We start from the raw sequence: 18,176 nt of genomic DNA, 5'->3' as shown, positions 1-18,176 counted from the left end.
CTGAAGGGTTAACGGAGACTAAGAGTTATGGCGCGCCCCGTAGTTGGCATTATTGGCAACTCGTATTTGATCAATGACGAATATCCTGCCCACGCGGCGGGTAGCATGAATTGCCAAGCGATCGCCGAGGTCTCTGGTGCGTTGCCGATGATCGTGCCCTCTTGCCCTTCCCTCACCGATGTCCAAGATTTGTTGGAGGCCTGCGACGGCTTCCTGTTCACGGGCGGTCGCCCGAATGTACATCCGGAAGAATACGGCGAGGCCGAAACGGAGGCGCATGGGGCATTTGACCGGTCGCGCGACCGGATCGCCCTCCCGTTGATCCGTGCCTGCATTGAGCGAGGTCAGCCGATATTCGGCGTTTGTCGCGGGTTTCAGGAAGTGAATGTCGCCATGGGCGGGACGCTCTACCCAGAAATTCGTGATCTGCCGGGGCGGATGAACCACCGGATGCCACCAGACGGCACGCTGGACGAAAAATTCGAGCTGCGCCACGTGGTGACCTTCACCGAAGGCGGTCCGTTTCACCAATTGCTGGGTGCGCAAGAGGTTATGACCAACACCCTGCACGGGCAGGGGATCAAAACCGCTGGCGAACGCGTGGTGATCGACGGCTTGGCCCCCGATGGTACGCCGGAAGCGATCTATATCAAGGACGCACCGGGGTTCAGCCTGTCGGTGCAATGGCATCCGGAATACCGCGCGGCGCAGGATCAGGTGTCGCAGGTATTGTTCAAGGCATTCGGCGATGCCGCAGCCGCATGGGCTGCGGGCGCGCGTCCTCAGGTTCTGAAACTGGCCTAAGAGGTCAGGATTTCGCTGACCTTCAGCGCACGCATCTGGTTGCCGTCCACCTTCAGCTTACCGCTCATGACAGCAGTGATTGGGTTCTGATCGCCGCTCAGGATCGCGCGGAAGACGGCCTCGGTCGCTTTGAGGGTGACGTCGGCTTCGGCCTCTGTGGCGCTTTCGGCGGCACCATGTTCAGACAGGATGATCGCGCCGTGGTCGATCACCACCAACTTGGCCGTGCCTTTGATAGCGCCCTTTGCCTTGGTGTTTACGATGTCGATGAAGCTGTCGAAGCTGGACATGGGCGGGCCTTTCGAAGTGACGTGCGCGTCAGTTTGAACCAAGCCCCGTCTTGCGCAAGCCCGACGTCGCGTCAGAAGCCGTAAAGCGCCACCGGATTGTCCACGAGGATGCGCTGACGATCCGCGTTTCCCGATACGGCGTCGTGGAAGCGGTCGAGCAGCGTGCCGGCATCGGGCATCGCCGCATCCGCCAGCATGATGAACGGCCAGTCGGAGCCCCAGAGGCAGCGCTCGGGGTTGGCCTGCGCAAGGGCTGCGGCGAAGGGGGTGGCCTCGGTGAACGGCGGCGCGCAGACGCGGTAGGGCGCGGAGAGCTTGGCGTAAGCGTGGCCCTCCGACAGCAACCGACACAGGGTTTGAAAGCCGGGATCATCCGTGCCGCGTGCCAGATCTGGCCAGCCCATGTGATCGACCACCACGGGGCAGGGCAAGCGACGGATGTCGTCGGCAATCTCCGGGATGTGGCGATTGGCGGAGGCGAGGATTTGCAGGTGCATGTCCCGCGCGGCCAGTGCAGGTGCCAGTGCCTTTGCGCCCTGCCATGTCAGGATGCCGCCATGGATATAGTTGAGCCGCAGCGCCTTGACGCCAGCGGCGGCCAGCGCGTCCAGTTTGGCCTCGGGTGCGCCGTCGGGCAGCAGGGCGACGCCGCGGGTGGTGTCGGGTCCAAGGCGGCGGATGGCCTCCAGTGTGACCGCATTGTCGCCGCCATAGAGGATGGAATGGACGACCACCGTGCGGGCGATGCCGAGGGTGTCCATCTGAGCGCGGTAGCGCGCGATGAAGCCGTCCATGTCGAGGCCTTCGGCGGGGTTCTCGACGCGGTTTTCCCATAAGGGGAATTCGGATGCTGCGGCGAGCATGTGGATATGGCTGTCGACCGCGCCTTGGGGGGCTTTTTGCCGGGGTGTGTTGGCCGCGTTGGGCGGGGCGCTGGTGGGGAGCATTGGACCCTCCGGGGGGAATATTTTTGCCAAGATGAAACCGATGGCGTTGGATTGGCGGATTTGGTCGTTAGCCGTAGGTGTCCAACATTTCCTTGAGATCGTCCAGTGTGTTGGCCTCTTGCACCGGCTTGTCGTGCCGCCAGCGCAGCATGCGCGGGAAGCGCAGGGCGACGCCGGATTTGTGGCGGGGGGAGGCCTGAATGCCCTCGAAGGCGATCTCGAACACATGCTCGGGGGTGACCTGACGCACGGGGCCGAAACGTTGTAGAGTGTTCTTCTTGACCCATGCGGTGATCTTGCGGAACTCCGCATCGGTGAGGCCTGAATAGGCCTTGGTGAACGGGGTCAGCTCGTTGCCGTTCCACACCGCGAAGGTGAAGTCGGTATAGAGGCCCGCGCGTCTGCCGGAGCCCGCCTGCGCATAGATCATCACCGCGTCGATGGTCAGCGGGTCGACCTTCCATTTCCACCAGTCGCCTTTTTTGCGGCCAGACAGGTAGAGGCTGTCGCCGCGTTTCAGCATCAAGCCTTCTGCGGCATGGTCACGGGAGGTGGCGCGGATTTGGGCGAGGTCGTCCCATGTCTGGAACGGCAGTTGGGCGGACAGGCGCAGGGGCGCGTCCGATGGTAGCGTGTCGATCAGGGCGGTGAGCCGCGCGCGGCGGTCGTCCAACGGGTGCGTGCGCAGGTCCTCGCCGTCCTGCTCCAGCAGGTCGTAGGCGTAGAGGATCACCGGCGCGTCTTTCAGCAGCTTTTTCGGCACGGTCTTGCGCCCGATGCGTTTTTGCAGCGCGTTGAAGTTTTGTGGCGTGTCGGTAGCGTGATCCCATGCCAGAAGCTCCCCGTCAAAGACGGTGCCGTCGGGGATGAAGTCTGGGGCGATGGCAAATTCGGGGAAGCGGTCGGTGATCAACTCCTCGCCGCGCGACCACAGATAGGGCTGGCGCTGGCGGATGATAAGCTGGCCACGGATGCCGTCCCATTTGCGTTCCGCCCGCCAGTCGGAGGGCGGGCCGAGGGCGTCGAGGTCCTCTAACTGGTAGGCAAGGTAGAACGGGTAGGGTTTGGAGGCGTCGGCCTCGGGATCATGCGCCTCGATCAGGTCGTGGAACGTGGTCGTGGCGGGCGTCCAGTCACCCATCAGGCGATGGGCGAGCGTGGCTTCCTCGATCTCGGTGGCCTGTGCCAGCGCGCGGGTCATCAGCTTCTGGCTGACCCCGATGCGCAAGCCACCGGTGATGAGCTTGTTGAACAGGAAACGCTCGATGGGCGGCAGGGTGGACCATGCGTCCAGCACAGTTTGTTTTTTGGCCTCCATGTCCAGCACGCCAAGGTCGCGGACGGTTTCCAGCCAATCGGTCAGGGTGCGGTCGCGGCGTCCTGTGGCGGGGGGCAGGACGAGGGCGATGGTCTCGGACAGGTCACCGACGATTGGGTAGCATTCCTCGAACAGCCACAACGGGATGTCCGCGACCTCCGCGGCCCATTCGCGCAGGAGTGTCGTGGTCACGCCGCGCTTGGGGCGGCGACCGGACAACAGCGCGATGGTCCACAGGCGATCACTGTCAGGGGCGTCGCGGAAATAGGCGGCGAGGGCGGCCACCTTGGCGTTGGTCTTGGTGGTCTGGTCCAGTGCGGTAAACAGGTCTGCAAAGCGCTTCATGGCAGGTGCGCTCGCAGCTTTTCGACCAGATGCAGGACGGATGCGTCGGCCTCCGGCGTCCATCCGGCGGCGAGTTGCCAGACATGGGGGACGTTTGTCCATGTCTGGAAATCGACGTCAGGTAGGGCGTTTGCCAGATGGGCCGCGTCGTCATAAAGCATCTCTCCCTCTGCCACATGCAGCGCCGTGGGCGGGGCCATGGAGAGGTCCGCATAGGCAGGCGAGATGTCGGGGTCTTTTGGGTCGCTGTCTGAAAGGTAGGCAGGCATGCAGCGCCTAACCCATTGGTGGGGCAGCAGCATATCCGTGTCGCGGAACTCTATGCGGCTGGGGCTGGTATGCGCCAGATCGGTCAGCGGCGACAGCAGCGCCAATGCGGCGGGCTGGGGCAGGCCGAGGGCCGCGATGCGGGTCACGGTGTTGAGCACCAGCGTGCCGCCCGCGCTGTCGCCGCCGAGCACGATACGCTGCGGCTCGAAGCAGGTCAGGGCCAGTTTGTAGGCGGCGATGCAGTCCTCGGGGGCAGCGGGATAGGGATGGGCGGGCGCAAGGCGGTAGTCGGGCAGCCATGCCTCCGCCCCGATACCGGCGGCGATGCGGGCGGCCAGCCAGCGATGGGAATAAGCCGATCCGATTGTGAACCCGCCGCCGTGGAAATAGAGCAGCAGATTGCCCTGTGCCGTGTTCGGGATCATCCGGCGGATGCAGAAGTTCGGCATGTGCAGGAAGGCTTTGTTGGTGCCGCGCAAGGGGCGCATCCCGCCGACCGCGAGGCCGTCCAGCACGCGGGCCAGCTGGCGCTGGTCCTTGATCTTGGCAAGCAGCGGTTTTTCGATGTAGCGGGCGAAGCCGTTGAACAGCTTTTGGCTGCGGGACGTCATTCGACGACCTCTGCATCCGCCGCGTCGAGGCTTTCGCCTTCGTATTCGGTTTCCACGACGCCCGCGTCATAGCCTTGCTCGTTCAGCCAACGGGCGAACTGGGACGTGTAGCCGTGTGTGACGAAAACCCGCTCCGCCCCTGTGGCCTTGATTGCGGCGTTCAACCCGTCCCAGTCGGCGTGATCGCTCATCACGAAACCGCGGTCGGCGGAGCGGCGGCGTCGGTGGCCGCGCATCGACATCCAACCGGACGCGAAGGCGGTGGAGGCCTGCCCGAAGCGGCGCACCCATGTGGAGTTCATGCCCGATGGCGTCGCGAGGACCAATGCGCCTGCGTTGGCCTTTATGTCCGTGTCAGGGGTCACGCGGATTGTGTCGGGCAGGGACAAGCCTTGCGCACGCAGCACCGCGTTGGTGTTCTCGATCGCGCCGTGGGTCAGGGTCGGGCCGATGGAGGTGTCCACATTGGCTAGGATGCGCTGCGCCTTGCCCAAGGCATAGGCCCCGAGGATGGAGAACCGCCCCGCCGCCTTGTTTGCTGCCCACCATGCGTTGATCTGGGTGATGACGTCGTCTTGGGCGTCCCATTTGAACACCGGCAGTCCGAACGTGCTTTCGGTTATGAAGGCGTGACAGGGAACCGGCTCGAACGGCTCGGAGAAGCCGTCATCGGTGGTTTTGTAGTCGCCGGAGGCGACCCAGATCTCCCCATCCACTTCGACGCGGATCTGGGCGGAGCCGGGGACGTGGCCTGCGGGGTGGAAGGACACGCGAGCCTTACCGATCTGGCGTGTTTCGCCATAGTTGACGGTATCGAGCGAGATGTCACCCAAGCGAAGACGCATGACGGGGGCAGCGGCCTTGGTGGCGAGGTAGCTGCCATGGCCCCAGCGGGCGTGGTCGGAATGGCCATGGGTGATCAACGCACGGGGGACCGGACGCCACGGGTCGATGTAGAAATCGCCTGCGGGGCAGTAGATGCCTTCGGGTTGGAATTGCAAAACCATGACGCTCAACTTAGCAGGGGCAGGATTGGTTGCCAGTGCTGGTTTTTGGCGTATTGATAGTGTGAATAGTCAAAAGGGGACGGTCATGGGATTTTCTGATTTCAAAGCGCGGATGGCATCGGGGGACCGCCTGCTTGGCACGTTCGTCAAGACGCCTTCGGTGGAGATGGTGGAGATACTGGCTAAGTCCGGTCTCGACTTCATTTGTCTCGATGCCGAACACGCGCCGTTTGACCGGATGCGGCTGGACGCCTGCCTTGCAGTGGCGCGGGCGCTGGATTTTCCGACACTGGTGCGGGTGCCCGCAGGTGGTGAGGATGACATCCTGAAGGTGATGGATGCGGGGGCCGTGGGCATCGTGGTGCCGCATGTGGACAGCGCCGAGAAAGCACGCGCGATAGCCAAGGCCGCGCGGTTCGGGCGCGGCGGACGCGGTTTCGCGGGCTCGACCCGTTGGGCGGGCTACGCAACACGTTCCATGGCGGAGGTGTTGGAGCAGTCGCGCACAGAGACTGTCGTGATCGCACAGATCGAGGAGCCGGAAGGCGTCGAGGATATTGCCGGCATCGCGGGCGCTGAGGGCGTTGACGGTGTGTTCATCGGCCCTGCGGACCTTTCGGTGGCCTATGGCGCGACCTCCGTGGACAACGACGAGCTGAAAGAGGCGATGACGCGGGTGGGCGATGCGGCCCGCAAGGCCGGAGTGGCTTATGTGACCTGGGTGCCGAATGCGCAGACGGCAAAAGCGTGGGAGGGCTATGGCTTCAACGTGTTCGTGATGGCGTCGGAACACGCATGGATGCTGGCGGGTGCGCGGGCGGCTGTAGCCGACATGCAAGACGAATGACGTAGGGTCAAAGGCTTACGCAACAGCTATGCGTCTGTTGCATGGCGGTAATACGGGTTTTGGCGGATGTCACTGCAACAGGGCTGACCTATCTATGATCCAACGAACGGATCAAGAAGGACTGTTGAAATGAAATTCGAAAACTCTGAAAACATCGATGTTGAAGCCATTGAACGTGAAGCCCGCAAACTGCGCGCTGAATATACTGCCAAAATGATTGCTTCCGCCCGGGCTTGGGTCGTTGCAAAATTCTCCGCGCCTACTTTGGCTGGCTCCAAAACCGCCTAATTCCACTGCTGTTTGGCCTTACTCAAGGCCGGAAGAGCTTGGTCAAAATCCCGGTTCCGCGACTATGGCGGGCCGGGATTTTGTCGTTCTGGCACGCCGGTCGGTGATCACATCCCAAGATATCAAAGCGCTCGCTGGGCGAGATGCGACGCACAGACGGGCTTTCGCCTGACGAAAATACCGACTAAGGGGAGGATATGACATCCTCCCCTTTTTCCGCCTCACCCTATCCTGTCATCCGCCTGAAGCCGAAGGCCAACGCCCTGACCATCCGTGGCGGCGCCCCTTGGGTCTATTCAGACGAGCTGGTCACCGACCGCCGCGCCCGCCGCCTTGAGGCGGGATCGCTGGCTGTGTTGGAGGATAGCGACCGCGCGCCAATCGCCGTGGTCACCATCAACAACGAGTCCAAGATCATCTGCCGCGTCATGGACCGCGACCCCGAAGCCGTGCTGGATCAGGACTGGCTGGTGGCCCGCGTGCGCCGCGCGCTTGATTTGCGCGAGCATCTGTATGACGCGCCGTTCTATCGCCTGATCCACGCCGAGGCCGACGGGTTGCCGGGGGTGATCGTCGACCGTTTTGGCGACGTGCTGGTGATGCAACCGAACGCCGCGTGGGCCGAGACCGCCTGCGAAGGTTTGGCCGCGGCCTTGGTCGAGGTTACCGGTGCTACCACTGTTATTAAGAACGCTGCGGGTCGTGCGCGCGGGCTGGAAGGGTTGGATGACGTGTCAACAACCTTGATCGGCGGCCATGAGGGGCTGATCGAAGTCCCGATGAATGGCGCGACCTATATGGCGGATGTGGTGGACGGCCAGAAAACCGGCCTGTTCTTTGACCAACGCGACAACCACGCTTGGGCGGCGAAGTTGCCGCGCGGCGGGAGCGTGTTGGACGTGTTCTCTCACGTGGGAGGCTTCTCGTTGGCCGCTTTGGCGGCGGGGGCATCGTCCGCGCTGGCCGTTGACGGCTCCGAGCCGGCCTTGGCACTGGCCGAAAAAGGCGCGGAAGCGTCCGGCGTGGCGGACAAGTTTGCGACCCGTAAGGGCGATGCGTTCAAGGTGATGGAAGCGCTGGCCAGCGAAGGCGAGCTGTATGATCTGGTCGTGGCCGACCCGCCAGCTTTTGCACCCAACAAGCAGGCGCTGTCGAACGGGCTGACGGCGTATAGCCGCGTCGGCTCTATGGCGGCGAAGCTGGTAAAGCCGGGCGGGTATCTGGTGCTGTGCTCGTGCAGCCACGCGGCGGACCTGACCAAGTTTCGCCAAGCGTCGTTGCGCGGCGTTGGCAAAGCAGGGCGTCAAGCGCAGATCATCCACACAGGCTCTGCCGGTGCGGACCACCCGCTGCATCCCGCCTTGGCGGAAAGCGGATACCTCAAGGCCATTTTCCTGCGCCTCGACTGATGCGCGCGCTGCTTGACGCCTGCGTGATCTACCCCACCGTACTTCGCGAAGTGCTGGTGGGCTGCGCGGGGTTGGGCTTGTACGAGGCGTTGTGGTCCGAACGCATTCTGGAGGAATGGGCGCGGGCGACGGTCAAGCTGGGGCCGGGGGCGGAAGTGCAAGCGCGGGGCGAGGTGGCGGTGCTGAAGGCGCAGTTTCCAAATGCCTGCGTGCGGCCCCGTGACGGGGACATGGCGCGGCTGCATTTGCCGGACGAGAACGACATTCATGTTTTGGCGGCGGCGATTGCCGGATCAGCGGATGTGATCGTGACGATGAACGCCAAAGACTTTCCACGCCAGACACTGGCTTTTGAAGGCTTGAAGCGCCTTAGCCCCGACGAGTTCATGATGGAGCTGTGGTTCGAGACGCCGGAAGCCGTGGAGCAGGTTGTCCGAGGCGTATATAAAGTGGCCTGCGAGATGTCGGGGGAAGCGCTGGAGCTGCGCGCCTTGATGAAGCGCGCGCGGTTGCCGCGGCTGGGCAAGGCGATCGGTTAGGTTTTGGTCACGCCCCATTTGGCTTCGCGTGCCTCGATGGCGGCGATGCGTTCAGCCGTCTTGGGGTGGCTCAGGAGCCACGCAGGGGTTCCCGCGCCAAGACTGCCCGTCAGCTTGTCCAGTTTCAGAAACAGCGATTTTTGCGGTGCAGTGCCGATACCCGCCTTGGTGAGCAGGGCGGAGGCATAGGCGTCGGCCTCGTATTCATCACTGCGCGACAGGCGAGCGGCGAGCATGGTGGTGAGCATATTGGCGATCCAGATGCCAATGCCGGGAAGGAAGCGGCCCAGCACGGTGGCAAGGGCCACGCGAATGGCGTTCTGGCCGGAGAAGTCGATCATCCGGCGGCGCGAATGGCCCAAGGCGACGTGACCCAGCTCATGCGCGATGACGGAGGCCATTTCGGCGGCACTGACCGATCCGTCTTTATACTTGTTGAAAAAACCGCGGGTGATGAAGATGCGCCCGTCGGGGGCGGCGAGGCCGTTGATCGGCTCGATCTCGTAGATATGGACCTTGATTTTGGGCAGGTCTAACGCACCAGCCATGTCGAGGTTGAGTAGGTCCAGTTCCGGATCATCTAGGAGCGACGATTGCTGATCCAGCGTCCGCGCGGTGTTCCACGCGGAGAACTTGTACATCACCAGCGCGTAGATGATGGCGATCAGGATCGGGGTCAGCTTCAGCATACGCTTAGATATGGGGCGCGACATGCATGCAGGCAAGCCCTATCCGGGAATCGCGGATTCGCACGGTATTTCACCCGTCTCACGGTTTGTGATCGGCTTCTCACGCGGGCGTTACCTGTTGCGCGTGGGCGCGAACTTTAGTGTGCGTATTCGCACGAAAACTCACATATTTGGCAAAAAAATTGCGTTGAAGCGCGAAGTGGTATGCCCCATATTAGTCTCATCAAACGGCAACACGCCGACACACACATCAGACAACAGTCTGAAAACAAACAAAAGAGAGTACATACTATGAAAACCATCATCGCAGCCGCCATCGCCCTGACCGTTTCCGCACCAGCTTTCGCTGACGTGAGCAATGCACAAGCCTTTTTTGCGCTTGGTAACGACTCTGCCGCCGAACGCACTGTTGGCGAGACCTCGACCGGCAACATCTTCCAATCTCAACTTGCTGGCGCAAAAGCCAACGACTCGGTCGCTGAAAGCACCGTGGACGTGTCCGCAGGCCAAGCAACTCGTACGAGCACCGACTTGCTGTCCTTCTTCGCACTGGGCAACGACTCGGCAGCTGAGCGCGTTAACTACTAAGTTCCCCGACGGTCTTCTCCCGAGACCAAAGGCCCCTCCGGAAACGGGGGGGCTTTTTTGTTACCCGCGGGTCAGTTGTTTCATGCCCGCCTCGATGCCCTGAAGGGTCATCGGCACCATGCGATCCGCACCAAAGATTTGCTGGATCATCCTGATTGACTGCGTGTAGCGCCAGAAGCGGTGCTCCAGCGGGTTGATCCACAAATGGCTCGGCCACTGGTCGCGGGCGCGTTCCAGCCAGACTTGGCCAGACTCTGCGTTCATGTGCTCGTTCGCACCGCCGGGATAGGCGATTTCATAGGGGGACATGGAGGCGTCGCCGACGAAGATACATTTGTAGTCGGAGCCGTAGGTGCGCAGGATTTCATGGGTCGGGATTTGCTCGTTCCAGCGGCGGGAGTTGTCCTTCCACACGCCTTCATAGAGGCAGTTGTGGAAGTAGAAATGCTCCATGTGTTTGAATTCGGTGCGCGCGGCGCTGAACAACTCTTCCACGACGCGGATATGCGGATCCATGGAGCCGCCGATGTCTAAAAACAACAATACTTTGACGGCGTTGCGCCGTTCGGGGCGGGTTTTGACGTCTAAGTAGCCGTGTTCTGCGGTGGCTTGGATCGTGCCGTTCAGGTCCAACTCTTCTGCCGCCCCGTCGCGGGCCCATTTGCGCAGGCGTTTCAGGGCGACTTTGATGTTGCGGGTGCCAAGCTCGATGGTGTCGTCGAGGTTGCGAAACTCGCGTTTGTCCCAGACTTTGACCGCGCGCTGGTGGCGGGAGCCGTCCTGGCCGATGCGGATGCCTTCGGGGTTGTAGCCATAGGCACCGAAAGGCGAGGTGCCAGCGGTGCCGATCCATTTGTTGCCGCCTTGGTGGCGGCCTTTTTGTTCTTCCAGACGCTTTTTCAGCGTCTCCATCAGCTTGTCGAAGCCGCCCAAGGCTTCGATTTCCGCGCGTTCTTCGGCACTGAGATGCTTTTCGGCCATCTTGCGCAACCAGTCTTCGGGGAGGTCCATCGCTTCCAGAACGTCCTCGGGGCTGATCTTCTCAAGCCCTTGGAATGTATGGGCGAAAGCGCGGTCAAAGCGGTCCAGATGCCGCTCGTCCTTCACCATTACGGTGCGGGCGAGGTAGTAGAACCCGTCAATGTCATAGGTGACGAGGCCCGCCTGCATGCCTTCGAGGAAGGCCAGATATTCGCGCAAGCTGACGGGGATTTTGGCTGCCCGCAGGTTGTCGAAGAAGGGCAGAAACATCAGGCTGCGACGGCGGCGCGGGCCAGATAGATGGCGACGAACAGCCCGATCAGGCCGAAGATGATGGCGAACCCGCCCGCATATTGCGCCATGTCGAGGCGGTTGCCGCCTTTGCGTTTTGCCAAGGCCGCGCCAAGTAGCGCGCCGATCAGCATACCGATGAGAGGGGCCATTTAGTGCCTAGCTCCGTACCCGGCGGGGGGCCAATGCTTTGATCTCATTCAACCGCGCCCGCACATTGCGTTCCGAGCCGAAGCCATAGCGGCCCCAACCCAGACTGTCGAGCCTGACGCGGCGGGCCTGATCGTCGCGGCCCGAAGCTTCGAGCGCCTCGGCCTTGATCATCAGAAGCGTCGCCAGAAGAGCGGCGTTGGACGAGTTGCGCGCGGACGGGATGCTTTCATCGGTCAAGCGGATCGCGACTTCGAGTTGACCAGAAGACAGCGCAAAAGCGGCCATCTGGGTGTTGACGTGGGCGGAATGGACCGACGCGCCATAGAGTTGCTTGTAGATGTTGCCGGACTGCACGAAGGCCGAGATAGCGGTTTCCGGCTTGGTCGCCAGTGACACGCGGCCTTGCACGAACAGCGAGAAGGCGAGGCGATTGTCTTTCCAGCCCTGCGCTTGCGCAATTTTTACCGCTTTCGCTGCGTAGGAAGCACGTTGCGATTGCGACGTGCGCAGGGAAAGGGCGGAGGTGATTGCGTCGTTCCATTGCTTGGGGGTGCGGTTGGCACCTGCATTGGTAGCGCGATTGCCGCGCGGGTTCAGGCTGCTGAGAAGGCCAGGCAGAACACGGGCGGTTTGCCCTCTGGTCATGCCGTTTTTGAGTTGCGGTGAGTAGTAGGCACGCAAGATTAGCATGTCGAAGCCGGTCAGGATGGTGTGGAAGTTGTCATCGTTAAATATGCTATCAGGCAAGCGATAGAGATCGTTCAACGGGCCAAGGGCCTGCGATATTTCCTCGTGTAAACAATCGCGTACCTCTTGTGGGGACACGTCGTTCGGAATGATGACGGTTGCTTTTTTCCGGTTGGACAGGCGGGTCCAGTCGGTTTTGCCATTGCCGCGATTGCGTTTGAATTCGGACCAGCCGTTAACGTTCGGAACCACGAAGCACGCAGCTTGCGGTACAGCTTTTTGCAACGTCTTGCGCGGGATCGCCTCGACGATGATTTGGGCCTCTTCGCCACGCGTAGCGCGGGAGATGTTGATACCAGCTTCGGAGCGCAGGCGCGCCAGCAGGCGGGCAAGATCACCTTCAAGCGAGGCGGGGGCCTGTCCGGTGACCGAAACTTTGATCGGGCCTTCGAATTTGGTCAGCCAAGGCAGCGGGCGGCCACTTTCCATCTGGAAGGTCAGGTCTAGAAAATCTTGGACGATTTGGGAATTAGGTCTGCTAACGCCGCCAGCGCGTTGGCTGGTAAAGGTCTTCATCGGCGGCAGTGACGTTGCCACAGGGGCACTGCGTCCTGCCACCTCGTTATCAGAGGTGGGCACACAGGCGGCCATGAGGCACAGAATTGGAATCGCTAAGCGGCGCATCAGAGGGTTATACCCCCGTTTTCACGATCTGGTGAGGAATTTGCGCATAGGGCCGGCATCGTGGCGCTGTGGACACAATTCCGCGACAGTCCACGTATCGGCGCAGCACCATGGTCGATAACTCTGGCCCGTAATTGGCGCACTGATCTGATCTTCACGGAGTTATCCCGCCTATTGCTCGATTAGCGTCCTGTAAATCGTCTCTTTAAGGCGCGAGTTAGGGACGAATTGGGCAATTTGCGGGCTATTGTTTCCGTTCGCAGTGCCGTTACCGCTGGCCCCGTGCAAGGAAGGCTAGCCTCTCGAACAGATGTACGTCTTGTTCGTTCTTTAACAAGGCGCCGTGCAGGCGTGGTAACGCAGATGCTCCGTTCTGTTTCAAATCTTCCGCAGTTAAGTCTTCCGCCAGTAACAGTTTTAACCAATCCAGCACCTCGGATGTAGACGGTTTTTTCTTCAGACCATTGGTCTCGCGGATCTCGTAGAATTGCGTCAGCGCGGCGGTGAGTAATGCAGGTTTCAGGCCAGGGAAGTGAACGTTCACGATGGCGCGCATGGTGTCGATATCGGGGAAGCGGATGTAGTGGAAAAAGCAGCGGCGCAGGAAGGCGTCGGGCAGTTCTTTTTCGTTGTTGGAGGTGATGATGACGATGGGGCGTTGGCGGGCTTTGACCGTCTCGCCGGTCTCGTAGACATGGAACTCCATGCGATCGAGCTCTTGCAGCAGGTCGTTCGGAAACTCGATGTCGGCCTTGTCGATCTCATCAATCAACAGCACGCATTTTTCTTCGCGTTCAAAGGCTTGCCACAGTTTGCCGCGCTTGATGTAGTTGGCGACATCATGCACTTTCTCGTCGCCGAGCTGGCTGTCGCGCAGGCGCGATACAGCGTCATACTCGTACAATCCCTGTTGCGCCTTGGTGGTAGACTTGATGTGCCACTCGATCATTTCCAGCCCAAGCGCGTCCGAGACCTGACGCGCCAGCTCGGTTTTGCCGGTGCCGGGTTCGCCTTTGACAAGCAGCGGGCGCTCCAGCGTGACGGCGGCGTTGACTGCAACGGTCAGATCATCGGTCGCCACATAACTGTCTGTGCCTGTGAACTTCAGCGGGCGGGCAGGGGTCGACGTAGAATCCATAAGCAAAACAAGCCTCTGTGACGTGGAGTTGATTAACGAATAATTGATCGCGCTAACGCTCTTTTAACGGTCCTTATATGCGTGACAAGGGGGGGAGCTTCGGTTACGAGGACGCAGGGAAGTTTAAGCGTGTTTGGTATTGAGTCGCACTCAAACACTTTGCACGCACTAAAGTGAGGAACTGGGATGAAAGCCGAAGCATTTCTACCCGATGATTATCGACCGGCAGAAGACGAGCCGTTCATGAACGATCGTCAAACCGAGTATTTTCGCCGCAAACTGACAGACTGGAAGGCTTCCATTATGGAAGAGACCGCCCAGACTATCGAAGGCATGAAAGACGGCACGCGCAACATTCCGGACGTCGCCGATCGGGCGTCGGAAGAGACCGACATGGCGTTGGAGTTGCGGACCCGCGATCGCGAGCGGAAATTGATCTCCAAGATCGACGCCGCACTGCGCCGCATTGACGAAGGTGAGTACGGCTACTGCGCCGAGACTGGTGATCCGATCTCTCTGAAGCGTCTTGATGCGCGTCCGATCGCGACAATGAGCCTCGAGGCCCAAGAACGCCACGAGCGCCGCGAAAAAGTCCATCGCGACGATTGATCATTTTTGAACATCTGTTCACTGTAAAAGCCGCCGGTACAGCAACGTGCCGGCGGTTTTTCTTTGTGAGCTTGCCGTGCTGAACTTTGCCGCCGCCATCTTCTTACTGATAATAACCCCTGGGCCGGGGGTGTTGTCCTTAGCCGGTGTGGGGGCTGCGTTCGGGTTCCGCTCGGGGTTGCGCTATCTGACGGGGTTGTTTTTCGGCACGAACCTTGTTGCCTTGGCGGTTGTCACCGGACTGGGCGCGTTGGTTTTGGCAAACCCGGTAATCCGCTTGGTCTTGCTGGGGGTGTCAACTTGCTACCTGCTGTATCTGGCCGCGCGCATTGCGTTGGCGGGGTCAAATATTGCCTTTTCACCCGCGAGCCGGCAACCCGGTGTGCGCGACGGGTTGCTGCTGCAAGCGGTCAACCCGAAGGCATATGTGGTCAATACCACGCTGTTTTCCGGCTTCCCGATCTTCCCCGACGCCTACGGGATGGAGGTGGCCACGAAGTTTGCGATCATCAACGTGATCTGGCTGGCGATCCACTTCCTGTGGCTCTGGGCGGGGAGTGCGGTCAAGCGAATGGCGCTGCCGCCGCAGACGCAGCGGGTGATCAATGTTGGGATGGCGTTGGCCATGCTGGCGGTTGTTGGTTTGGCCGCGTGGAGCGCCTTTTAGGCGGCAAGCTCCACCCAGACAGGAACGTGGTCCGACGGCTTTTCGCGTCCGCGATATTCGCGATCGATCTGGCAGTCCTTCAGCAGGTCTGCGGCTTGTGGCGTCAACAGCAGATGGTCGATGCGGATGCCGTCGTTTTTGTTCCACGCACCCGCTTGGTAGTCCCAAAAGCTGTATTGCTCGGGTGCGGGGTTGCGGGTGCGGAAAGCTTCGGTGAAGCCGAGGTTTAGAATGCGACGATAGGCGGCGCGGCTGTCAGGGTGGAACAGGGCATCTTCGCGCCACGCGTCGGGGCGGGCGGCGTCAATGGCTTGCGGAATGATATTGTAGTCCCCTGCCATCATCGCGGGCATCTCGTCTGCCATGAGGTGCTGCGCGCGGGCATACATCCGCTCCATCCAAGCGAGTTTGTAGTCGTATTTGGGGCCGGGTCGCGGGTTGCCGTTGGGCAGATACAGCCCGCACAGCCGAACCGCGTGTTCATTTCCGACGACGGTGGCCTCTATCCATCGGGCTTGCTCGTCAGTGTCATCGCCGGGCAGGCCGCGCGTGACGTCCTCCAAGGGCAGCTTGGACAGGATCGCGACCCCGTTGAAGCTTTTCATGCCATGGGTTTCGACGTTGTAACCCATGTCTTCGAAATGCTGGCTGGGGAAGCCTTCATCGACGGTTTTGATCTCTTGCAGCAGGGCGACATCGGGCTGTGTTTCGGTTAACCAGTCGGTCAATGCGTTAATGCGTGCCTTGATGCCGTTTATGTTGAACGTCGCAATTTTCATGGATGTGGCCCCCTGTGCGCCCAAGGTATCCCGCAAGGCGCGGTCAGGGGCAAGGGGCGCGCTGCCCGCTTGCGGGGCTCTGGTGCGTAAAAACGGACGCAAGGGATCGGGTATTTGCGGATATGCGCCGATTACGCGGGTTTTCCCCGCAGTGCCGGGTGCAAAGCGCCAATATAACTCTTAAGGAATCGATGTCTGTCACGCGGGGAGTGCGCAATGCTCAAGTTTTTGTTTCGAGGTCGTGAGAAAGAAGTTGTGGTGGAAACCCAACGTCAGAACTTTGAACGCATTATCTCGGAGTTGAACAGTGCGATCGACGGATTGCCGGTTAAACCGCGCGTGACACTGGATCCCGTGACCGGACATGTTGAGTTGCACCTGCCTGAGCAAATGCCGGACGAGGCGCTGGCCTTGCCTGCGCCGACCGGCGGGATCAACGACGAGAAACAAGAGACACCGGACGCTGTAACTGACGCAGTGAAAGGCGAAGTCGCCTGACAGATTAATCTGCAGGCGATATCTAAACGGCCGCGTTAGGGTGCACCGGCGTGGCCGTTTTTGCCTCGGGCTTTTGTGGTATACTTTAACTTGCGACCCTGAAATGACCCTGTGACTGACGCATTCGCGCCGCGATTGATGGGTAGAACGCTTGTTGACCAGATTGTAAGGTAGACGCCATGAAACGCCTGATCCCCTTCGTTGCAGCTGCCACAATGGCACTGACCGGCGCTGTAAGCGCCAAGACGGTGACCTATGTTGAAATCGTGACACGCGCAGACGGATCGAAAGTCGTAATGACCACAAAGGTTGCGAGGCCGACGGACATTATGGTCAGACGTGTGTCTCTGCAGCGATCTTTAGTGCGGTCCATGCGGCGGTAGGGTCGAAACTCATAGCTTCTCGGGCCATTCTTTTGTGGCTGAGAAGACACAGCTGACCAGCTGATTCGGGGGCAAAGTCACATTTGCGCCCCATTTGCGTGTTCTGATTCTACATAAGACACAAATAATAAATAAAAACAAAACACTGCATGAGGCAGACAATGAGAGTAGTTCTGGTACTGGGCGCCGTATTGGCGCTGACAGCCTGTGGAGTTCCCGAATCCGAGGACGTACAGGTTTCACGTGGGGCCATACAGGGGCTCTATTTCATCCCGTTTGACGCTGAAATGTTGGAGAGTTCTCCGGCATGGGATGCGGCCTTGGAAGAGTACAAACGCGAGATGTAAGTGCTGGGAATTGCCATTCGGTTGGGGCGCGCTGAAAAGCGGCGCCCCTTTTTTGCGTTTGGCTACATCGAAAAAGACGTGCCGCAGCCGCAAGATGATGTGGCGTTGGGGTTTTCGATCACGAAGCGCGCGCCGATCAACTCTTCCGAGAAGTCGATAACTGCATTGGCCAGAAAGGGCAGCGACACGGAATCCACCACGACCGTTTCCCCGTCTTTCGACAGGATCAGGTCGTCCTCGGCGGGTGTGTCGAGCTTGATGTCATACTGAAAACCCGAACAGCCGCCGCCATCGACGGCGACGCGCAGGGCTTGGCCTTGACCGGACGCACCGATTTCGGCCAACCGCTCGAAAGCGCGGTCAGTGACTTTGGGGGGCAGGGTGAGTTCCATCGCTCGCATCCTATATGAGTGCGCGTTTGTCTAGAAGGTAAGGCGAGCGACGGGGTATCTCAAGACGTTCAGGCGTCAGACCGGAAAATTCTCGGTGTCGTCATCGTCGCCGTCCGATGCGTCGGCCATGTCCAGATAGGCTTCGGCCTGCGCGCGGTCTTTGAACTCGAAGCTGCGGATGGTCATGCCCGGAATGATCTTGCCTTCAAGCATTGCCATATCGCGGATCCATTTCTGGTCTGACACAAGGGCCACCTTTTTCACCTTGCCGATCACGCCGAACAACTGGGGCAGGCGTTTCATTTCCTCAAGGATCGCACCGGCCTCAGGAAATTCAATATCGTGGTAAAGCGCCAGCATCCGGCCGTCGGCCATGGCGGAGGTCAATGGTAGCAAGGTATCAAGGCCGCTCGACATTTCCTCGGCGGTGATCTTTCCACCAATTTCAACTTTCAGAAGGTCGGGGGCAAGGGTCTCTACGGTGAACATGGTCTCGTGTCCTTTCGGGCAGGGGTAAGGAAGTCCTGTTCGCCCCATAAATATGGGCTTGGCTGCGGCGATCCGCAACGGGGTGCGCGCTCTCGTCACGGGGGGCACGGTGGTGTAGGACATGGA

General features: G+C 60.5%; 24 protein-coding genes. 11 read left to right on the top strand and 13 right to left on the bottom strand.

Going from position 1 to position 18,176, the window contains the following annotated elements:
• Positions 1-27: 27 nt before the first annotated feature.
• Positions 28-804, top strand: a complete 777-nt coding sequence (locus tag BCF46_RS05740; protein ID WP_121022655.1) for a gamma-glutamyl-gamma-aminobutyrate hydrolase family protein — start codon at positions 28-30, stop codon at positions 802-804.
• On the opposite strand, the gene BCF46_RS05735 is transcribed toward BCF46_RS05740, so the two are convergent.
• The 5 genes from BCF46_RS05735 to BCF46_RS05715 form a co-directional block, all read right to left on the bottom strand.
• Positions 801-1,094 carry an SCP2 sterol-binding domain-containing protein gene (locus tag BCF46_RS05735; protein ID WP_121022653.1) on the bottom strand — a complete coding sequence of 98 codons (294 nt, stop codon included), beginning with the start codon at positions 1,092-1,094 and terminating at the stop codon, positions 801-803. The genes BCF46_RS05740 and BCF46_RS05735 overlap by 4 nt on opposite strands.
• A 71-nt stretch (positions 1,095-1,165) precedes the next feature.
• Positions 1,166-2,071 (bottom strand): amidohydrolase family protein, encoded by a 906-nt coding sequence (locus BCF46_RS05730; RefSeq protein ID WP_245989867.1) that lies wholly within the window; start codon positions 2,069-2,071, stop codon positions 1,166-1,168.
• 37 nt (positions 2,072-2,108) lie between these two features.
• Positions 2,109-3,704, bottom strand: coding sequence for an ATP-dependent DNA ligase (locus BCF46_RS05725; RefSeq protein ID WP_121022649.1), 1,596 nt, complete (start codon positions 3,702-3,704; stop codon positions 2,109-2,111).
• A complete protein-coding gene (locus tag BCF46_RS05720; protein WP_121022647.1) occupies positions 3,701-4,585 on the bottom strand; it encodes an alpha/beta hydrolase fold domain-containing protein in 885 nt (294 codons plus the stop codon). The genes BCF46_RS05725 and BCF46_RS05720 overlap by 4 nt, the downstream gene beginning before the upstream one ends.
• Complete coding sequence (locus tag BCF46_RS05715; protein WP_121022645.1) at positions 4,582-5,592, bottom strand: ligase-associated DNA damage response exonuclease; 1,011 nt, start codon at positions 5,590-5,592, stop codon at positions 4,582-4,584. Before BCF46_RS05715 ends, BCF46_RS05720 begins: the two co-directional genes overlap by 4 nt.
• Positions 5,593-5,677: 85 nt before the next feature.
• On the opposite strand from BCF46_RS05715, the gene BCF46_RS05710 reads away from it, so the two are divergent.
• The 4 genes from BCF46_RS05710 to BCF46_RS05700 all read left to right on the top strand — a co-directional run bounded on the left by BCF46_RS05710 (position 5,678) and on the right by BCF46_RS05700 (position 8,675).
• Positions 5,678-6,439 (top strand): HpcH/HpaI aldolase family protein, encoded by a 762-nt coding sequence (locus BCF46_RS05710; protein WP_121022643.1) that lies wholly within the window; start codon positions 5,678-5,680, stop codon positions 6,437-6,439.
• A 129-nt stretch (positions 6,440-6,568) separates the two neighbouring features.
• Positions 6,569-6,727: an RSP_7527 family protein gene (locus BCF46_RS19720; protein ID WP_170157870.1), complete on the top strand. Its 159-nt coding sequence runs from the start codon at positions 6,569-6,571 to the stop codon at positions 6,725-6,727.
• 197 nt (positions 6,728-6,924) lie between these two features.
• Positions 6,925-8,136 (top strand): RSP_2647 family RNA methyltransferase, encoded by a 1,212-nt coding sequence (locus tag BCF46_RS05705; protein WP_121022641.1) that lies wholly within the window; start codon positions 6,925-6,927, stop codon positions 8,134-8,136.
• Positions 8,136-8,675 (top strand): RSP_2648 family PIN domain-containing protein, encoded by a 540-nt coding sequence (locus BCF46_RS05700; RefSeq protein WP_121022639.1) that lies wholly within the window; start codon positions 8,136-8,138, stop codon positions 8,673-8,675. Before BCF46_RS05705 ends, BCF46_RS05700 begins: the two co-directional genes overlap by 1 nt.
• Here BCF46_RS05700 and BCF46_RS05695 read toward each other — a convergent pair.
• A complete protein-coding gene (locus BCF46_RS05695) occupies positions 8,672-9,364 on the bottom strand; it encodes a M48 family metallopeptidase (RefSeq protein ID WP_121022637.1) in 693 nt (230 codons plus the stop codon). The two genes, BCF46_RS05700 and BCF46_RS05695, sit on opposite strands and share 4 nt — an antisense overlap.
• Positions 9,365-9,655: 291 nt before the next feature.
• Here BCF46_RS05695 and BCF46_RS05685 point away from each other — a divergent pair, with 291 nt between their 5' ends.
• On the top strand, positions 9,656-9,952 hold the full coding sequence (locus BCF46_RS05685) for a hypothetical protein (RefSeq protein WP_121022633.1): 297 nt from the start codon (positions 9,656-9,658) through the stop codon (positions 9,950-9,952).
• 60 nt (positions 9,953-10,012) lie between these two features.
• On the opposite strand, the gene BCF46_RS05680 is transcribed toward BCF46_RS05685, so the two are convergent.
• The 4 genes from BCF46_RS05680 to BCF46_RS05670 all read right to left on the bottom strand — a co-directional run bounded on the left by BCF46_RS05680 (position 10,013) and on the right by BCF46_RS05670 (position 13,856).
• Positions 10,013-11,203, bottom strand: coding sequence for a vWA domain-containing protein (locus BCF46_RS05680; RefSeq protein ID WP_121022631.1), 1,191 nt, complete (start codon positions 11,201-11,203; stop codon positions 10,013-10,015).
• The gene (locus BCF46_RS19715; protein WP_170157869.1) at positions 11,203-11,376 is read right to left on the bottom strand and encodes a hypothetical protein; all 174 of its coding nucleotides are present in this window, start codon (positions 11,374-11,376) and stop codon (positions 11,203-11,205) included. Before BCF46_RS19715 ends, BCF46_RS05680 begins: the two co-directional genes overlap by 1 nt.
• A gap of 7 nt (positions 11,377-11,383) precedes the next feature.
• Positions 11,384-12,748 (bottom strand): DUF2927 domain-containing protein, encoded by a 1,365-nt coding sequence (locus BCF46_RS05675; RefSeq protein ID WP_121022629.1) that lies wholly within the window; start codon positions 12,746-12,748, stop codon positions 11,384-11,386.
• Positions 12,749-13,016: 268 nt separating this feature from the next.
• Positions 13,017-13,856, bottom strand: coding sequence for an AAA family ATPase (locus BCF46_RS05670; protein WP_121023265.1), 840 nt, complete (start codon positions 13,854-13,856; stop codon positions 13,017-13,019).
• 216 nt (positions 13,857-14,072) lie between these two features.
• Here BCF46_RS05670 and dksA point away from each other — a divergent pair, with 216 nt between their 5' ends.
• Positions 14,073-14,495: an RNA polymerase-binding protein DksA gene (gene dksA / locus BCF46_RS05665; protein WP_121022626.1), complete on the top strand. Its 423-nt coding sequence runs from the start codon at positions 14,073-14,075 to the stop codon at positions 14,493-14,495.
• 76 nt (positions 14,496-14,571) lie between these two features.
• Complete coding sequence (locus BCF46_RS05660) at positions 14,572-15,162, top strand: LysE family translocator (RefSeq protein WP_121023264.1); 591 nt, start codon at positions 14,572-14,574, stop codon at positions 15,160-15,162.
• On the opposite strand, the gene xth is transcribed toward BCF46_RS05660, so the two are convergent.
• Positions 15,159-15,941 (bottom strand): exodeoxyribonuclease III, encoded by a 783-nt coding sequence (gene xth / locus BCF46_RS05655; protein WP_121022624.1) that lies wholly within the window; start codon positions 15,939-15,941, stop codon positions 15,159-15,161. The two genes, BCF46_RS05660 and xth, sit on opposite strands and share 4 nt — an antisense overlap.
• 216 nt (positions 15,942-16,157) lie before the next feature.
• Between xth and BCF46_RS05650 the strand changes: the two genes are divergently transcribed.
• From BCF46_RS05650 to BCF46_RS05640, 3 genes are all read left to right on the top strand, one after another.
• A complete protein-coding gene (locus BCF46_RS05650; protein WP_121022622.1) occupies positions 16,158-16,439 on the top strand; it encodes a hypothetical protein in 282 nt (93 codons plus the stop codon).
• Positions 16,440-16,618: 179 nt separating this feature from the next.
• A complete protein-coding gene (locus BCF46_RS05645; RefSeq protein WP_121022620.1) occupies positions 16,619-16,822 on the top strand; it encodes a hypothetical protein in 204 nt (67 codons plus the stop codon).
• A gap of 161 nt (positions 16,823-16,983) precedes the next feature.
• Positions 16,984-17,169 carry a hypothetical protein gene (locus BCF46_RS05640; protein ID WP_121022619.1) on the top strand — a complete coding sequence of 62 codons (186 nt, stop codon included), beginning with the start codon at positions 16,984-16,986 and terminating at the stop codon, positions 17,167-17,169.
• Positions 17,170-17,231: 62 nt separating this feature from the next.
• Here the strand turns inward: BCF46_RS05640 and BCF46_RS05635 are convergent, their stop codons facing one another.
• Together BCF46_RS05635 and BCF46_RS05630 are read right to left on the bottom strand one after the other, a co-directional pair.
• Positions 17,232-17,561: a HesB/IscA family protein gene (locus BCF46_RS05635; RefSeq protein ID WP_121022617.1), complete on the bottom strand. Its 330-nt coding sequence runs from the start codon at positions 17,559-17,561 to the stop codon at positions 17,232-17,234.
• A gap of 75 nt (positions 17,562-17,636) precedes the next feature.
• Positions 17,637-18,050 carry a SpoIIAA family protein gene (locus BCF46_RS05630; protein ID WP_170157868.1) on the bottom strand — a complete coding sequence of 138 codons (414 nt, stop codon included), beginning with the start codon at positions 18,048-18,050 and terminating at the stop codon, positions 17,637-17,639.
• Between the last annotated feature and the right edge of the window lie 126 nt (positions 18,051-18,176).

The organism is Litoreibacter meonggei (assembly GCF_003663885.1).
GTDB lineage: Bacteria > Pseudomonadota > Alphaproteobacteria > Rhodobacterales > Rhodobacteraceae > Litoreibacter > Litoreibacter meonggei.
Note: the sequence above shows the minus strand (reverse complement) of the source record. Positions and strands in the feature narration are given on the sequence as shown.

Coding starts and splice junctions, on each gene's coding strand:
- xth (WP_121022624.1), bottom strand. CDS start 15,941: ATGAAAATTGCGACGTTCAACATAAACGGCATCAAGGCACGCATTAAC.
- BCF46_RS05635 (WP_121022617.1), bottom strand. CDS start 17,561: ATGGAACTCACCCTGCCCCCCAAAGTCACTGACCGCGCTTTCGAGCGG.
- BCF46_RS05710 (WP_121022643.1), top strand. CDS start 5,678: ATGGGATTTTCTGATTTCAAAGCGCGGATGGCATCGGGGGACCGCCTG.
- BCF46_RS05705 (WP_121022641.1), top strand. CDS start 6,925: ATGACATCCTCCCCTTTTTCCGCCTCACCCTATCCTGTCATCCGCCTG.
- BCF46_RS05735 (WP_121022653.1), bottom strand. CDS start 1,094: ATGTCCAGCTTCGACAGCTTCATCGACATCGTAAACACCAAGGCAAAG.
- BCF46_RS05720 (WP_121022647.1), bottom strand. CDS start 4,585: ATGACGTCCCGCAGCCAAAAGCTGTTCAACGGCTTCGCCCGCTACATC.
- BCF46_RS05700 (WP_121022639.1), top strand. CDS start 8,136: ATGCGCGCGCTGCTTGACGCCTGCGTGATCTACCCCACCGTACTTCGC.
- BCF46_RS05680 (WP_121022631.1), bottom strand. CDS start 11,203: ATGTTTCTGCCCTTCTTCGACAACCTGCGGGCAGCCAAAATCCCCGTC.
- BCF46_RS05675 (WP_121022629.1), bottom strand. CDS start 12,748: ATGCGCCGCTTAGCGATTCCAATTCTGTGCCTCATGGCCGCCTGTGTG.
- BCF46_RS05695 (WP_121022637.1), bottom strand. CDS start 9,364: ATGCTGAAGCTGACCCCGATCCTGATCGCCATCATCTACGCGCTGGTG.
- BCF46_RS05650 (WP_121022622.1), top strand. CDS start 16,158: ATGCTCAAGTTTTTGTTTCGAGGTCGTGAGAAAGAAGTTGTGGTGGAA.
- BCF46_RS05685 (WP_121022633.1), top strand. CDS start 9,656: ATGAAAACCATCATCGCAGCCGCCATCGCCCTGACCGTTTCCGCACCA.
- BCF46_RS05715 (WP_121022645.1), bottom strand. CDS start 5,592: ATGGTTTTGCAATTCCAACCCGAAGGCATCTACTGCCCCGCAGGCGAT.
- BCF46_RS05630 (WP_170157868.1), bottom strand. CDS start 18,050: ATGTTCACCGTAGAGACCCTTGCCCCCGACCTTCTGAAAGTTGAAATT.
- BCF46_RS19720 (WP_170157870.1), top strand. CDS start 6,569: ATGAAATTCGAAAACTCTGAAAACATCGATGTTGAAGCCATTGAACGT.
- BCF46_RS05640 (WP_121022619.1), top strand. CDS start 16,984: ATGAGAGTAGTTCTGGTACTGGGCGCCGTATTGGCGCTGACAGCCTGT.
- BCF46_RS19715 (WP_170157869.1), bottom strand. CDS start 11,376: ATGGCCCCTCTCATCGGTATGCTGATCGGCGCGCTACTTGGCGCGGCC.
- BCF46_RS05645 (WP_121022620.1), top strand. CDS start 16,619: ATGAAACGCCTGATCCCCTTCGTTGCAGCTGCCACAATGGCACTGACC.
- BCF46_RS05725 (WP_121022649.1), bottom strand. CDS start 3,704: ATGAAGCGCTTTGCAGACCTGTTTACCGCACTGGACCAGACCACCAAG.
- dksA (WP_121022626.1), top strand. CDS start 14,073: ATGAAAGCCGAAGCATTTCTACCCGATGATTATCGACCGGCAGAAGAC.
- BCF46_RS05740 (WP_121022655.1), top strand. CDS start 28: ATGGCGCGCCCCGTAGTTGGCATTATTGGCAACTCGTATTTGATCAAT.